Below are 15,391 nucleotides of genomic sequence, written 5' to 3' on the forward strand. Positions count from 1 at the left end.
GCGGCACTATGATGGCGATGCGTCTCCCCGCCCTCCCGCAAGCTTCCGGTGCTGCCGTGTCCAGCTCCTCCCCCGTGCCGCCCAAGAAGGCGGCCCGCAAGGACCCGCCGCCCAAGCCCCGCGAGGGTGCGCGCACGTCCAGCCGCTCGTCCGGCAGCGTGACGCTGGAGGACGTTGCCAAGCTGGCCGGCGTCGCCCCGATCACCGTCTCGCGCGTGCTCAACCGGCCGGAGCTGGTGACGCAGGAGACGCTGGAACACGTGCGGAGCGTCATCGCGCGCACCGGCTACGTGCCGAACCTGCTGGCCGGGGGCTTGGCGTCGAAGCGCAGCAGGCTGGTGGCCGCCATCGTGCCGACCATCGGCGATTCCGTCTTCGCCGAGGCGGTGGAGGCCCTGACCGACCGCCTGGACGAGGCCGGCTACAAGGTGCTGCTCGGTCTGTCCGGCTACCCGGCAACGCGCGAGGACGACCTGATCGCCGCCGTGCTCAGCCGCCGACCCGACGCCATCTTCCTGACCGGCATCACCCACTCGGCCGAGACGCGGCAGCGGCTGCTGGCCTCCAGGGTTCCGGTGGTGGAAACCTGGGACATGACGCCGACGCCGCTGGACATGCTGGTCGGCTTCTCGCACGAGAAGGTCGGCCGGGCCGTGGGCGAATACCTTTGCAAAAAGGGCTACCGGCGCTTCGGGCTGGTGTGGGCGGGCGGCGAGCGCGCCGCCGTGCGCCGCAAGGGCCTCGCGGCGGCGCTGGCCGAACACGGCGTCGCCGACCTGCCGGCCGCCGTCGTCCAGGCCCCCGGCAACCTGAAGATCGGCCGCGAGGGCCTGACGCAGCTCCTGGAGTCCGGGCCGTGCCCGGAGGTGGTCGTCTGCAGCTCCGACGCGCTGGCGCACGGCGTGCTGACCGAGGCGAAGGCGCGCGGCCTGACGATCCCCGGCGATCTGGCGGTCATGGGCTTCGGCGACCTGGAGTTCGCGCCCTACACCTACCCCGCCCTGTCCACCGTGCGCATCGACCGCCGGGGCATCGGCCTGCGCGCCGCCGAAGCCATGCTGGCACGCTTCGACGGCAAGCCGGTGGAGAGCGTCGTCGACATCGGCTTCGAGGTGATCGAGCGGGAGAGCACCTGAGCGGCTTCGGGACGCGAGCGGGAAAGCCCCGCCCGATGCCGCGCCCTGCCGGGGCGCCGTTCAGCCCGGAACGGGGGCGGCGTGTTCCGGGTCGCCGTCGGTCAGGAAGTCCCACATGCGCTCGAAGATCCGCCCGGCCTCGGTGGCGCGCTCGGCGGCTTCCTCCAGCGACAGCTCGGCCCCGCGCAGGCCGGTCTTCAGCACCTCCAGCTCCACGCGGGCGGCGTCCTCCAGGTACCAGGTGAGCACGACCGCCTGCATCAGGTCGCGCCCGGCGGTCACCGCGCCGTTGCCGCGCATCACCACGGCGCGCGCCATGCCCAGCGTCTCCGCCACCGCCGCCGCCCGCTCGTCGGAGCGGATGAGCTGCGGGTCGTCCCACAGCGGCACGCCCGGCGCGAAATAGGCGCCGAAGCCGTGCCGCGGCCGCGGCGTGCGGCGCAGCGTGCCCAGCGCCATCACGTTGGGCGGCATGGAGCGGCAGATGCCGCCGACGTCCGGCCGGGCGGCGTAGATGCGCTGGTGGATGCGCACCTCGCCCAGCACGCCGTCGGGCAGCGGCCCCGCCACCGGCACCACGACGCCGCATTCGCCGGCCGCGATGGAGCCCATGGGCCGCGCCGCGCAGACCAGGAAGCGGTCCGCGTCCAGGCGCTGGCTGCAGTGCCCATAGGCGTGGACCAGACCGGCGCGCGCCAGCGCGCGGGCGGCGACCCGGACCAGCCGGTCCTGCTCCATCCATTCCTCTTTTATCGGGGCCTCTTCCATCGGGGCCTGTCCCATCGGCTCCTGCTTCATCGGGGCGGGTGCGAGCATGGTTGCGGACCTCAATCGCGGAACGCCGGGATGTCCGGCTTGGAACCCCACATGCAGAAGCCCTCCGGGGTGAAGGGGAACTGGCGGGGCACGTGGTTCGTCTCGTCGGTGATGCGCTTCACGCCGGTGGAGTATTCGTAGACCATGCCGTCCGGCCCTTCGAAATACAGGAAGATGGCGCCCGACGTCGGGTGCCGGCCGGGGCCGAAGACGATGCGGACGTTGCGTTCCTTCAGGAAGTAATAGGCGCGCATGATGTCGTTGAAGTCGGCGACCTGATGGTTGATGTGCTGCACCCCCGGCGTCTTGGAGGGGAACAGCGCCATCTTGTGGTGCACCTCGTCGATGCGCAGCAGCGGGGCGGCGCCGATCCAGTCGCTGACGCGGGCGTTGCACACCCGGGTCCAGAACGCCTCGTCGCGCACGGGGTCGGTGGAGCACAGGCCGATGTGGCTGAAGTCGGTGATGCCGGCGTCGCGGCCGGGGAAGTAGCGCCGGCCGCTGCCGTCGAACGGGCGCCAGACCAGCTCGATCCGGTTGCCGCTGGGGTCGCGGAAGGCGATGTAGCGCTGGCAGCGGCGCATCTCGCAACCCTCCGGCGTGCCCCACTCCACCCGGTGCCCGCCGTTCTCCAGCTCGCTGGCGGCGGCGTCCAGCTCGGCGGCGGTGCGCAGCTCGAAGCCGACGGTGTGGTCCGCCGGGTCGCCTTCGAAGTAGCACAGCGTGTGGTCGCGGTTGTCGCCGCGCAGGTAGACCCGGTTGCCCTCGCGCCGGGCGAACTGCAGGCCGACCATCGTCGTGGAGAATTCGACCGCCGAATCCAGGTCGCGCGTGCCCAGGTAGACGTAGCGGATGTCGTGCAGGTTGATCATGGGGGTTTCCTCCGATCCGGTCGTGGCTGGGGCTCACACGCCCAAGTATTCGTTCTGGATGTCCTCGCGCCGGCGCAGAGTCTCGGCCGAGCCGCAGAAGACGATGCCGCCGTCCGCCAGCACGATCGCCTCGTCGGCCAGATCGAGCGCCAGCGCAAGGTTCTGCTCCACCAGCACCACGGTGACGCCCTCGCGCCGCAGGGTGCGGATGTTGTCGACGACGACCTCCTCGACGATCAGCGGGGCCAGCCCCTCCGTCGGTTCGTCGAGGATCAGGATGTCGGCCTGCGTCAGCAGGGCGCGCGCCATGGCGGCCAGCTGCCGCTCGCCGCCGCTCAGCGACCCGGCCAGGGTGCCGCGCCGCTGCGACAGCTTGGGGAAGCTGTCGTACACGCGCTCCAGCGTCCAGCCGCCGGGGCGCGCGGCGCGCGCACCCAGCACGGCGAGGCGCAGGTTGTCGGACACCGACAGGTTGGGGAACATGCCCCGCCCCTGCGGCACGATGCCGATGCCCAGCCGCACGATGCGGTGCGTCGGCCAGCCGGCGACCGCGTGCCCCTTCACGGTGACGCTGCCGCGCACCGTGGGGCCGAGGTTGAGCAGCGCACCCACCAGCGTCGACTTGCCCACCCCGTTGCGGCCCAGCACCCCCAGCACGGCGCCCTTGCGCACGGTGAAGCCGACGCCGGACAGCACGCGCGCCCCGCCGTAGCCGGCCTCCAGCCCGCGCACCTCGATCACGTCGTCCAGTCCGGCGTCGGGCGCGGCGATGGCCTGCATCATGGCTGTCCCCCTTCTCAATGGACGGCGTGGGCGCCGCCGTGGGCGCCGAGATAGGCGGTGCGCACCTCGGCGTTGGCGCGCACCGCCTGCGGGTCGCCGACGGCCAGCAGCGCGCCCAGGTTCAGCACGGCGATGCGCTCGCACACGCTGAACACCACGTCCAGGTCGTGGGCGATCAGCACCACCGTGGTCGCCGCGTCGTGCCCGCGCACCAGCGACAGCACGCGCGCCGTCTCCTCCCGCGTCAGGCCGGCGGTCGGCTCGTCCATCAGCAGCAGGCGCGGGCGCATGGCGAGCGCGATGGAGATGTCCACCATCCGCTGCTCGCCGTGCGAAAGAGTACCCACCGGCTGGCCGGCGCTGCGCTCCAGCCCCACGGCGCGCAGCAGGCGCCGCGCCTCGACCAGCGCCCGTTCGGCCGCCTCGCCGCCGCGCCACCAGCGGTACCCGTCGCCGTGCCGGGCGCGGCAGGCCATGGCGAGGTTCTCCTCGGCCGACAGCTCTGGGAAGACCATGCTCTTCTGGAAGGTGCGGACCAGCCCGCGCCGCGCCCGTTCGGCCGGGCCGAGGCGGGTCACGTCGGCGCCGTCGAACAGCACCTGCCCCTCGTCCGGGCGGACGAAGCCGGTGACGATGTTGAACAGCGTCGTCTTGCCGGCCCCATTCGGGCCGATCAGGCCCAGGATCTCGCCCGGTGCCACGTCCAGCGTCACGGAATTGACCGCCACGTAGGACCCGAAGGCCTTCTGCACCTTGCGCAGCGACAGCGCGGTCATGGCACCCTCCTCTTCTCCGCGCCGGCCACCGCGGCGCCGGATCCTTGCGGGCGGAACGACGCCGCCAGGCTCTTCAGGGAGCGGCCCAGGCCGCCGGGGACGAACAGCACCGTCGCCACGAACAGCAGGCCGATCACCAGCTGCCAGCGCTCGGTGTAGGAGCTGATGTAGGTCTGGAAGCCCAGGTAGATCGCCGCCCCGACGTAGCCGCCGTACAGCGTCGCCACCCCGCCCAGCACCAGCATGATGAACAGGCTGGCCGACGTGGTCCAATGCGCCACCTGCGGGCCGACGTACTGGTTGACGAAGGGGTACAGCGCCCCCGCCGCTCCCGCGATGGCGGCCGACACCACGAAGGCGGTCAGGCGGATGCGCGGCACGCTGTAGCCCAGCGCCGTCATGCGGAGCGGCTGCTCGCGCGTGCCGATCAGGGCGCGCCCGGCCGGCGCCTCGATGAAGGAGCGCGCCAGCACCGTCGCCGCCACCGCCAGCAGGGCCGCCAGCGCGTACAGCGCCACCGGGCCGCCCAGCGCGAGATGCCCGCCGGGCAGGGTCAGCGCCAGCTCCGGAATGCCGCGGAAGCCGTCGGCGCCACCGGTCACCGCGCGCCAGCGGAACACCACCTCCCACACCATCTGCGACAGCAGCAGCGTGAGGATCAGCAGGAACAGGTTGGCGGAGCGGACGACCAGCGCCCCCATCACCAGCGCCGCCGCCATGGCGGACAGGACGGCGACCGGGACGACCAGCAGGATCTCCGCCGACACGTGGGTGGCGAACAGGGCGGCGGCGTAGGCGCCGACGCCGAAGAACGCCGCGTGGCCCAGCGACACCAGACCGCCGAAGCCGATCAGCAGGTCCAGGCTCATCACCGCGACGCCGTAGATCAGCACCTCGGCGATCAGGCGCAGGTGGTAGTCGGGCACGCCCAGCAGCGGCAGGGCGGCCAGCGCGGCAAGCGCCGCGAGGGGTGCGAAGGGCTTCATGGCTACACCTGCCGCGTGACCGGAGCCACCAGCCCGTTCGGCCGGACGATGAGGATCGCCGCCGCCGCGCCCAGGCTCATGAGGTTGGAGAATTCCGGATCGATCATCTTGGAGAACGTCATGGCGAAGCCCAGCACCAGCGAACTCAGCGCCAGCCCGCTGAAGGACCCCAGCCCGCCGACCACCACGACGATGAAGGCGAGGATCAGCACCTCCTCGTCCAGGCCCGGGTAGGCGGCCATGATGCCGCTGCCCAGCGCCCCGCTCAGCGCCCCCAGCCCGCAGGCCAGCGCCAGCACCAGCGTGAAGACGTGCTGCGTGTTGATGCCCAGCGATTCGACGGCACCCCGGTCGACCACGCAGGCGCGCACCACGGCCCCCCAGATCGTGCGGTCGAACAGGTACCACAGGCCCAGCGCCAGCAGCGCCCCCGCCCCCAGCACGAACAGGCGGTAGACCGGGAACGGCGTGTCCAGGATGAAGACGACGCCGCGCAGCACGTCGGGCAGCCGCGGCGTGGCCACGCCGGCGCCGAAGCCCCAGCGCATCAGGTCGGCGAACACCACCGACAGCCCGAAGGTCAGCAGCACCTGCATCAGGTGGGTGCGGGCGTAGAACAGGCGGAAGGGAAAGCGGTCGAGCACGGCGCCCGCCACCGCGCCGCTGAGGAAGGCGGCGGGGAATGCCAAGTACCACGGGGCGCCGATGGCGAGCCAGAACACCGCCACGTAGCTGCCCAGCAGGACCAGCGACCCGTGCGCCAGATTGATGAAGTTCATCAGGCTCATCACCACGGTGAGGCCGAGCCCGCTCATCAGCAGGATCACCGCGAAGACGAGCGCGTTGATGGACTGGATGACGACGTATTCCACGCCCGTCTCCTCCTTGGGGTTCCGGCGGTCGAAGCGTCAGGCCTTGTCGCCGGGGTCGCTGACCTTGGGATAGGCGTGGACCACCTGGTTCACCGGCTTGCCGTCCGATCCCACCCGCACCTCGTTGATGTAGACGTCGAGGATCGCCTGGTTGTTGGCGGGGTCGAAGCGCATCGGCCCGTAGGCCGTCTGCAGGTCGAGCGCCAGAACGGCGTCGCGCACCTTGTCCTTGTTGGTCAAGTCGCCCTGCACGGCGTCGACGGCGGCGGCGATCACCTGCCCCGTGGCGTAGCCGGACGTGCTCATCTCGCCGGGCAGGCGGCCGTGCGCCTTGCGGTACAGTTCCACGAACGCCTGGGCGCCCGGCGCCGGGGCGGTCGGCGATTGGTGGAAGGCATTGACTGCGCCCTTGATGCCGGGGCCGACGGCCGGCAGCACGTCCTCCTGGTCGAAGACGGCGCCGGTGCCGATCAGCGGGATGCGCCCGGCCAGCCGGTAGTCCTGCCACTGCTGGAGGAAGCGCACGGCGTCGCTGCCGGCGAAGAAGCAGTACACGAGGTCCGGCTTGGCCATCGCGATGTCGGTGAGCAGCGGGGCGAAGTCGGTGGTGCCGAAGGGCGTCCACATCTGCCGCGCCACCTGCCCGCCGCCGGCCTTGTAGGCGCCGATGAAGTCCTCCACGTACTCGCGCCCGGCGGCGTAGTCGGCGGCGATGGTGATGGCGTTCTTCTTCGAGATCTTCTCGGCCGCCCAGGTGCCGGCGGTGCTGCCCAGCATCCAGTTCGTCTTGGTCGGGCGAAAGATGAAGCGGCTGGCCGCCTTGCGCGCCAGATTGTTGGCCGACCCGTTGGAGATGAAGGTCAGCGCGTTGGCGGAGGCCAGCACGTCGCGGATCGACAGCGCGACACCCGAGTGCACGACGCCGCAGACGATGTCCACCCCGTCCTGCGTCAGCAGCTTGCGCACCTTGCGCACGCCTTCCTCGGGCTTGGCGTGGTCATCCTCGACGATCAGGCGCACGGGCCGCCCGGCGAGGCTGCCGCCGACGCCCTGGAGGTGCAGCTGCAGCCCGGTGCGCATGCTCTCGCCCAGGGCCGCGAAGGGGCCGGAAAGGGAGGTGAGCAGCCCGATCTTCAGCTCGTCCCGGCCGGCCTGGGCCAGCGCGCGGCCGGCCAGCGGGCCGGAAACGGCGGCCCCGGCCGCCAGTGCCGCCGATGACGCGAGAAAACCGCGACGGCCGATACCCCGTCCCAACATGGCTTGTGTCCTCCCTTGATTTCTTGCCCTTGATTTCTTGCCGCCGGCGCGCCGGGCGCCGTCTTTATCGCCCTGGAGGATAGCAAGCGCTTCTATGAGCGGATAATGAATTGTCGTGATCTGGATATAACTGCTAGATATAGCTGAAACGGGGGAGCGCCCACATGAAGGCCGTGTCGTGGACGCAGCGCGTCCGGTTGCAGCAGCTGCGCGTCGTCACCGCGGTCAAGGAGCACGGCAGCCTGCTGAAGGCGGCGGAAACGTTGGGCCTCACGCAGCCGGCGGTGTCGAAGGCACTGAAGGAGATCGAGGCGGAGCTGGGCGTCACGCTGTTCCGCCGGACCAACCGGGGGGTGGAGGCCACCCCCTACGGCGAGGCGATGCTCCATCACATCCGCCAGATGTTCTCGCAGCTGGAGCAGGCCGCCGACGAGGTGGCCGGGCTGAAGCAGGGTGTCGGCGGCCGGGTCGCGGTGGGCACGCTGATCTCCGCCTCGGCCCGCCTGCTGCCGCGCGCCATCGCGCTGATGCGCCGCGACCGTCCGCGCATCGTCACCACGGTGCTGGAGGGCACCTGGGACCTGCTGGCCCCGGCGCTGCTGCGCGGCGACCTGGACCTGACCGTCGGCCGCCTGCCGGAATTCCAACACCGCGAGGGGCTGGAGCTGGAGCCCTTCTACGAGGAGATGGTCGCCTTCGTGGTCCGTGCCAGCCACCCGCTGGCGGAACGGCCGCGCCCGTCGCCGATGGAGCTTCTGGAATGGCCCTGGCTGCTGCCGCCGCGCGAGACGACGCTGCGCCGCCTGATCGACCGCGCCTTCCGCGACGCCGGCTGCGAACCGCCGATCCCGTCCTGCGAATCCCTGTCCCAGCTGACGAACCGGCGTCTGCTGCAGGAGACCGACATCATCGGCGTCTGGCCGGAGCGGGTGGCGCGCGACGACATCGACTCCGGCCTTCTCAAGCGCCTGGACGTCCCGCTGATCGTCTCCTTCGGACCCGTCGGCATCGCCCGGCGCCGGGGGACGACGCCGTCACCGGCCGCCGCCGCCCTGATCGAGGCGCTGCGCCTGACCGCCGCACAGGAAGGCGGACCGGCCGCGCCGCCGCGAGGCGTATCCGGCGAGGATCCATGACGGCCGGGCGTCACGCCTTGCCGGCGCGGACGGGCAGCGGGGCGGCCACCGGCGTGGTCTGCGGCACGGGGCAGAAGATGCACTGCTCCTCCGCCGGCACCGGCGGGCGCATGCGCATGCGCCACAGGCCGTAGAGCGTGGCGGCGAAGGCAGCGGTGCCGGCGAAGGCGAACAGCCCCTCCGGCCCCACGGCCGCCATGGCCGCCGAGGCGCACAGCGGCCCCAGGACCGCCCCCATGGAGTTGGCGAGGATCAGCCCGCCGCTGGCCGACACCAGATCGGCCTTCCCCACATGGTCCACCGTGTGGGCGAGGCTGACCGGGTAGAGGGTGAAGGACAGGCCGCCGAACACCGCCGCCACGCCGAGTGCCAGCGCGCGGTCCCGCCCCGCCGCCTCGATCATGGCGAAGCTGGCCACCACCAGCGCGGTGGACAGGCCGATGAGCACGGCGCGGCGGTCGAACAGGTCGGACAGGCGGCCCAGCGGCCATTGCAGCGCCACGCCGCCCAGGATCAGCACCGTCATGAACAGCGCCGTCTCCGCCACGCCGAACCCGGACAGGGCGCCGAACACGGGGGCGAGGCCATAGACGCCCCCGGTGATGACGCCGCTGACGAAAACCCCCGCCACGCCGAGCGGCGAGGCGCGGTACAGCCGCCCCAGGCCGAAGGAGGCGACGTCCGGCAGCCCCGGCGGCGCCGTGCGGGTCAGCGCCACCGGCACCAGCGCCAGCGACAGCAGGATCGAGATCACCAGGAACGGCGTCGTCCCGGAATCGTCCAGGTTCAGCAACTGCTGCCCCGCCGCCGTGGCGCCGTAGAGCGTGACCATGTAGAGCGACAGCACCCGGCCGCGCGTCTCGTTGGTGGCCGTGTCGTTCAGCCAGCTCTCGATGCACATGTAGAGGCCGGCCATGCAGAATCCCTCCGACAGGCGCAGCGCCGCCCACAGGGCCGGGTCGGCGGCCAGCGCGTGCGCCAGCGTCGCCGCCGACAGGATGGAGGCGAAGGCCGAGAAGGCGCGGATGTGCCCGACGCGGAGGACGACGCGGTAGCCGTACAGCGACCCGGCGGTAAGCCCGGCGAAGAAGGCGGCGGTGACCAGCCCCACCGTCAGCGTGCCGGCGGCGTCCCCGGCGAGGCGCAGGCCGATCAGCGACCCCAGGGCGCCCCCGCCGACCATCAGCAAGGCGACCCCGGACAGGAGCGAGAGGATCGGTCCCGCCACCGCATGCATGCCGCTCCCCCCCAAGTTGCAACGCAGGTTGCCACGCAGGTTGCCACGCGCCCGAGTGCGAACAGGCGTCCGGAAGGCTCGTTCCCGCCGGAACCGAAGCGCGGCCGGGGGTGTTGGACCGGCACAGTCCAAGCGAAGACAGTCCGAGCGAAGAGGAAGCCATGACCCCGGAGACCAACAGGCCGGATCAGGACCGGCTGGGCGAGGCGCTGCACGACGCCGGCCCCACCCCCAACCGCGACCGTGCCCCCGGCCAGAACGCCGACAGCCGTGCCCCGGCCGACCGCCCGGCGCCGGAGCAGCCGGGCGACGAGAACCTGGACAAGACCCGCACGCCCGGCGACGGCACCCTGGACGGCTCCACCCCCGCCGGCCTCACCGTCGACCAGTTGCGCCAGCGCGCCGAGGACACCGAAGGCTCCAGCGAGCCCGGCACCGGCTGATCACTTCCTGCCCTTGGCCTTCCTGGTGCCGGCGACGATGGCGGTGACCTCGTCCAGGTGATGGGGCGGGAAGCGCACGCCGACGGTCACGGCGATGTCCGGCTTGCCCTTGCGGACCACCTCCGTGCCGTCCTCGTCATAGTCCTCGTTCAGGTCGTGGGCGCCGGCCGACAGGTCCCAGACGTTGCGGTCGTCCAGCAGGAACGGATGCCCCCGGCGCGAGCAGGCGGCCTGCGCGCCCCAGGCGACGTCGGCGGAGCCCTTGCGCGCCACCAGCGTCAGGAACTTCTCCACGTCGTCGCCCGGCATCTCCACCCAGATCCAGCCGCCGTCGTCCTCGCAGCTGTTGAAGGTGGTCCAGCCGTTCTTCCACATGGCGCCGATCAGCGGCGCCACCCCTTCGTCGATCTCCACCATTTCGCCGTCCGGCGCCTCGACCGGCACCGTGGCGTGCTTCGCACGCCGCGTGATGCCCTGGTAGACGCGTGCGTACAGCGCGTCGAGCAGCGCCATGGCGCCGTCGATCAGCATCTCCTGCTGCGCGGTGGGCAGCGTGTCGACGATGGCCGCCGCCCGGGCGGCGACGTCGGCGTGGCCGAGGCCGTCGCGCTTCCACGCGGCGACGGTGCCCAGCAGCGGTTCGACCGCTGCGGCGGCCGGCTTCGGATCGGAATCATGTTCGGTCATGGCGGGATAGATAGCAGGCCTGGCCGGTGTTGTCTGCCCGGCGGAGTAGGCGCCGGCCCGGCTCGGTCGACTATCACTTGCGACAATTTGAGACAAAGCACTATTATGACGAAAGTCGTATGATGGGGCACGCGGGCAGGACCGGCGGGCGCAGTCATGCACGCGTCCGCTCCCCCTCCGCCGTGCGGCCGGTTACTCCAGCGAAAGTTCTACGACGTGCGAACGGCGCGCCCCTCCCGGAACGCCCCCCGGAACGCTCAGGACAGATCATGAGCGGCGCCGACCTGCGCGGTGCCGTCCTGCGGCGCACGCCGGCCCTGGTGGCGCTGGCGGGCGTGCTGCTGGTGGCCGCCGGCGCCTACCTGACGCACCGGATGATCGAGCGCGAGCGCGCACTGGCCGTGCGCGCCGTGGAGCAGGACGCCGCCAGCCTCGCCCGCACCTATGAGGAGCACGTCTTCCAGGTGGTGCGCCGGCTGGACCAGGCGCTGGCCCACCTGCGCGACGAGTACGAACACAGTCCCGAGGCCTTCATGGCAAAGGCCATGTGGCGCTCGCCGCTGCTCACCGACCTCGCCTTCCAGGTGGTCGGCGCCGGCCCGTCGGGCGCTTTGCTGTTCAGCAGCCAGAAGACCGACCCGTCGGCCCTGAACTTCGCCGACCGCGACTATTTCCGCTTCCACCGCGACAACGAGGACGACGCGCTGCACATCAGCAAGCCGCTGGTCGGCCGCATCTCCGGCAAGCTGACGGTGCAGTTCACCCGCCGCCTTCGCAACTTCGCCGACGGCGCGTTCAACGGCGCGCTGGTGCTGTCCGTCGAGCCCGGCCGGCTCGCCTCCTACTTCGGCCCGGACGAGGTGGGGCGGGAGGGGGCGGTGACGCTGGTGGGCATGGACCGGGTGGTGCGCGCCCGCTCCTCCTCCATCGCGGCACCCCGCCAGCCGGTGGGCAGCATCCTGCCCGACACTCCCATGTTCGACCCGGCGCAGCCGGCGGCCGGCGTGTACCATATGGTCAGCCCGATCGACGGCGTGGCGCGCGTCACCGCCTACCGCCGGCTGGCGAACTACCCGCTGATCGCCGTCGTCTCGCTGGGCGAGGCGGAGGCCATGGCCGGCTTCGAGGAGCACCGCCGGACGGCCATCGCCACCGCCGTCCAGGTCTCCGTCGTGGTGCTGGGCGCCATGTTCCTGCTGGCCTGGCTCGCCCACCTGCAGGTCCGCCAGCAGCGCCGACTGGAGGCCGCGCAGTCGCAGGTCGCCCGCGCGGAGGAGCGGCTGCGCCTCGCGCTGGAGGCGGTGGGCGACGGCGTGTGGGACTGGGACGCCGCCACGGACGAGACGTTCCTGTCCACCGGCTGGAAGGGGATGCTGGGCTTCGCCGACGCCGAGCTGCCGAACCGGGGGGAGGAATGGCGCAGCCGCATCCACCCCGACGACCGTAACGTGATACGCCATGACGCGGCGTCGCGCTTCTACGCCCACACCTACCGCGTGCGCTGCAAGGACGGGAGCGACAAGTGGATCCTCGACCGTGGCGCCGTGCTGGCGCGCGACGCGGCGGGCGCGCCGCTGCGCGCCATCGGCACGCTGACCGACGTGACCGAGCGCCACCGGGCCGAGGACACGCTGAAGCGGCAGGCGGCGGAGCTGGAGCGCTCCAACGCCGAGCTGGAGGCCTTCGCCTACGTCGCCTCGCACGACCTGCGCCAGCCGCTGCGCACCATCAACAGCTACCTGGGTCTTCTGGAAAAGGACCTGGACGGCAGGCTGGACGACGAAAACCGCGAATACATCACCTTCGCCCGCGACGGCGCCCAGCGCATGGACCGGCTGATCGTCGATTTGCTGGAGTACAGCCGCGTCGGGCGCAAGGCGAAGCCTTTCGAGATGCAGCCCACGGCGGAGATCGTCGCCGCAGCCCTGCGCAACCTGGAGGTCGCCATCGCCGAGGCCGGCGCGGCGATCAGCGTCGAGGCCGGGCTGCCGGCCGTGTGGGGCGACCGCAACGAGCTGGAGCGGCTGTTCCAGAACCTGATCGGCAACGCCGTGAAGTACCGCGCCGCCGACCGCGCCCCGGCCATCCACATGGCCTGCGCGGCGGACGGGGACGTCTGGCATTTCACCGTGCGCGACAACGGCATCGGCATCGCCCCGCAGCACTTCGAACGGATCTTCGGCATCTTCCAGCGCCTGCACGGCCGCGACGCCTACGAGGGGACCGGCCTTGGCCTGGCGCTGTGCCGCAAGATCGTCGAACACCACGGCGGGCGCATCTGGGTCACCTCGGATGCCGGCGCAGGTGCGCCCGGCAGCGTCTTCCACGTCACCCTGCCGCGCCGCGAGGCGCCGGCTGCCTGAGCGACCACAAATGATCAACCTGAAGGGTTCCGCGTCATGACTCCCGAGTTCCGCACCGCCTTCAACATCCTGCTGGTCGAGGACGACCCGGCCGACGCCGGGCTGGCCAAGCGCGCCATCAAGACCGGCAAGATCCTGTGCGAGGTGCACCACGCCAAGGACGGCGTGGAGGCCATGGAGTACCTGCGCCGCCAGGGCGACCGCTTCAAGGACGTGCCCAAGCCCGACCTGATCCTCCTCGACCTCAACATGCCGCGCAAGGACGGGCGCGAGGTGCTGGGCGAGCTGAAGGCCGACCCGGAGTTCAAGAGCATCCCGGTGGTCGTCCTGACCACCTCCGACATCGAGCGCGACATCGAGGCCAGCTACCTGCACGGCGCCAACAGCTTCATCACCAAGCCGATGGACGTGCAGGATTTCTTCGACGTCATCAGCCAGCTCGGCAACTACTGGTTCCAGGTGGTCAAGCTGCCGAAGTGAGCCCAGCCGCATGAACGCCGCCCACGCCCAGCGCTTCGACCACGCCCCGGCACCGGCCCTCCCGGCCGCGACGCCCGAGGCGCTGGCCGGGCTGGGCCTGCTGCGCAACCCCGTCTGGGTGTTCGACATCGACGCCGGCCGCATGGCCTGGGCGAACGCCGCGGCCGTGCGCATGTGGGGGGCGGACAACCTGGAGGTGCTGCTGGCGCGCGACTTCTGCCCGTCCATGTCGGAGGCGACGCGCACGCGGCTGCGCGCCTACCAGCGGGCGTTCGCCGACGGCGCGCTGCGCAAGGAGCGCTGGACCTTCTATCCCAACGGCCGGCCCTGCGTGGTGGACTGCGACTGTTCGGGCGTGATTCTCGCCGGCGGGCGGATCGGCATGCTGGTGGAGGGGCGCATCCTGGCCCCTGACGGCGTCGACCCCGACACGCTGCGCATGGTGGAGGCGCTGCGCCACACCGGCGCCATGGTGTCGCTCTACGCCACCGACGGCACGCCGCTGCTGCGCAACCCGGCGGCCATCCGCGCCTATGGCGAGGCGCACGGGGCCGACCCGCTGTGGTCCCTGTTCGCCGACACGCGGGCCGGCGAACGGCTGCGCGCGGAACTGGCGCAGGGCCGGGCCTTCGGCGGCGAGACGCCGATGCGGACGGCGGCGGGGCCGCGCTGGCACGCGCTCGACGCACGCACCACCACCGATCCGGCGACCGGCGACGACGCCATCCTGGTCAACGAAACCGACGTGGAGGAGCGCATCCGCGCCGAACGCCAGGTGGCGGAGGATCGCGACGCGCTGCGCCGGGCGTCCGACGACCTCGCCCGCTCCAACGCCGAGCTGGAACAGTTCGCCTACGTCGCCTCGCACGACCTGCGCCAGCCGCTGCGCACCATCGCCAGCTTCCTGACGCTGCTGGAGCGGCACCTGCGGGACACCCTGGACGAGGACGGGCGCGAGTTCCTGGAGTTCGCGCGCGGCGGCGCGCAGCGCCTGGACCGCATGATCGTCGACCTGCTGGAATACTCCCGCGTCGGGCGCAAGCTGCGCCAGAGCGAGCCGGTGCCGCTGGCCGACGCCGTGGCCGAGGCGCTGCTCGACCTGGAGGCGGCGGTCGCCGATGCCGATGCCGAGGTGCAGGTGGAACCCGGCCTGCCGACGGTGTCGGCCGACCGTACGGAAATGGTGCGGCTGTTCCTGAACCTGATCGGCAACGCGCTGAAATACCGCGCGGCCGGGCGCCGCCCGGTGGTGCGCATCGGCGCCGATTGCCACGGCGCACGCTGGCGGATTTCGGTCGCTGACAACGGCATCGGCATCGCGCCCGAACACCACGAACGGATCTTCGGCGTCTTCCAGCGCCTGCACGGCCGCGACGCCTACGAGGGAACGGGCATCGGCCTCGCCATCTGCCGCAAGATCGCCAGCCGGCACGGCGGCTGGATCACCGTGTCGTCGCAGGACGGCGAGGGCGCCGTCTTCACCGTGGAACTGCCCGCCGACGACGCCGGATCCCCGGCGGACCCCGTGGCGGCCAGAGAGGATTGAG

At 71.7% G+C, this 15,391-nt stretch carries 15 protein-coding genes; 6 read left to right on the forward strand and 9 right to left on the reverse strand.

Features of this window, described 5'->3' with window-relative positions:
• Positions 1-56: 56 nt before the first annotated feature.
• Positions 57-1,136, forward strand: coding sequence for a LacI family DNA-binding transcriptional regulator (locus VED21_RS37350; RefSeq protein ID WP_324891333.1), 1,080 nt, complete (start codon positions 57-59; stop codon positions 1,134-1,136).
• Between the two features lie 60 nt (positions 1,137-1,196).
• Here VED21_RS37350 and VED21_RS37355 read toward each other — a convergent pair whose 3' ends face one another.
• Genes VED21_RS37355 through VED21_RS37385 form a run of 7 tightly spaced genes read right to left on the reverse strand, consistent with a single transcriptional unit; the run spans position 1,197 to position 7,498 of the window.
• On the reverse strand, positions 1,197-1,952 hold the full coding sequence (locus VED21_RS37355; RefSeq protein ID WP_324891334.1) for a class II aldolase/adducin family protein: 756 nt from the start codon (positions 1,950-1,952) through the stop codon (positions 1,197-1,199).
• A gap of 11 nt (positions 1,953-1,963) precedes the next feature.
• A complete protein-coding gene (locus VED21_RS37360; RefSeq protein ID WP_324891336.1) occupies positions 1,964-2,824 on the reverse strand; it encodes a VOC family protein in 861 nt (286 codons plus the stop codon).
• Positions 2,825-2,857: 33 nt separating this feature from the next.
• Positions 2,858-3,607: an ABC transporter ATP-binding protein gene (locus VED21_RS37365; protein WP_324891338.1), complete on the reverse strand. Its 750-nt coding sequence runs from the start codon at positions 3,605-3,607 to the stop codon at positions 2,858-2,860.
• Between the two features lie 14 nt (positions 3,608-3,621).
• Positions 3,622-4,383: an ABC transporter ATP-binding protein gene (locus VED21_RS37370; RefSeq protein ID WP_324891340.1), complete on the reverse strand. Its 762-nt coding sequence runs from the start codon at positions 4,381-4,383 to the stop codon at positions 3,622-3,624.
• A complete protein-coding gene (locus tag VED21_RS37375; RefSeq protein ID WP_324891342.1) occupies positions 4,380-5,369 on the reverse strand; it encodes a branched-chain amino acid ABC transporter permease in 990 nt (329 codons plus the stop codon). Before VED21_RS37375 ends, VED21_RS37370 begins: the two co-directional genes overlap by 4 nt.
• Positions 5,370-5,371: 2 nt before the next feature.
• Positions 5,372-6,241: a branched-chain amino acid ABC transporter permease gene (locus tag VED21_RS37380; RefSeq protein ID WP_324891344.1), complete on the reverse strand. Its 870-nt coding sequence runs from the start codon at positions 6,239-6,241 to the stop codon at positions 5,372-5,374.
• Positions 6,242-6,277: 36 nt separating this feature from the next.
• Positions 6,278-7,498, reverse strand: coding sequence for an ABC transporter substrate-binding protein (locus VED21_RS37385; protein WP_324891346.1), 1,221 nt, complete (start codon positions 7,496-7,498; stop codon positions 6,278-6,280).
• A gap of 164 nt (positions 7,499-7,662) precedes the next feature.
• Here VED21_RS37385 and VED21_RS37390 point away from each other — a divergent pair, with 164 nt between their 5' ends.
• Positions 7,663-8,634, forward strand: a complete 972-nt coding sequence (locus tag VED21_RS37390; protein ID WP_324891348.1) for a LysR substrate-binding domain-containing protein — start codon at positions 7,663-7,665, stop codon at positions 8,632-8,634.
• A gap of 10 nt (positions 8,635-8,644) precedes the next feature.
• On the opposite strand, the gene VED21_RS37395 is transcribed toward VED21_RS37390, so the two are convergent.
• Entirely contained in the window at positions 8,645-9,871 is a 1,227-nt protein-coding gene (locus VED21_RS37395; RefSeq protein WP_324891350.1) for an MFS transporter, read from the reverse strand.
• A 161-nt stretch (positions 9,872-10,032) separates the two neighbouring features.
• Between VED21_RS37395 and VED21_RS37400 the strand changes: the two genes are divergently transcribed.
• Positions 10,033-10,314, forward strand: a complete 282-nt coding sequence (locus VED21_RS37400; protein ID WP_324891352.1) for a hypothetical protein — start codon at positions 10,033-10,035, stop codon at positions 10,312-10,314.
• Here VED21_RS37400 and VED21_RS37405 read toward each other — a convergent pair whose 3' ends face one another.
• Positions 10,315-11,001, reverse strand: a complete 687-nt coding sequence (locus tag VED21_RS37405) for a hypothetical protein (RefSeq protein ID WP_324891354.1) — start codon at positions 10,999-11,001, stop codon at positions 10,315-10,317.
• A gap of 269 nt (positions 11,002-11,270) precedes the next feature.
• Between VED21_RS37405 and VED21_RS37410 the strand changes: the two genes are divergently transcribed.
• Genes VED21_RS37410 through VED21_RS37420 form a run of 3 tightly spaced genes read left to right on the forward strand, consistent with a single transcriptional unit; the run spans position 11,271 to position 15,390 of the window.
• Positions 11,271-13,364 carry an ATP-binding protein gene (locus VED21_RS37410; RefSeq protein ID WP_324891356.1) on the forward strand — a complete coding sequence of 698 codons (2,094 nt, stop codon included), beginning with the start codon at positions 11,271-11,273 and terminating at the stop codon, positions 13,362-13,364.
• Positions 13,365-13,400: 36 nt separating this feature from the next.
• Positions 13,401-13,844, forward strand: coding sequence for a response regulator (locus VED21_RS37415; protein WP_324891358.1), 444 nt, complete (start codon positions 13,401-13,403; stop codon positions 13,842-13,844).
• A 10-nt stretch (positions 13,845-13,854) separates the two neighbouring features.
• Entirely contained in the window at positions 13,855-15,390 is a 1,536-nt protein-coding gene (locus VED21_RS37420) for a sensor histidine kinase (RefSeq protein WP_324891360.1), read from the forward strand.
• The last annotated feature ends 1 nt before the right edge of the window (position 15,391 follow it).

It is taken from the genome of Azospirillum sp. (assembly GCF_035627195.1).
Classification (GTDB): domain Bacteria; phylum Pseudomonadota; class Alphaproteobacteria; order Azospirillales; family Azospirillaceae; genus Azospirillum.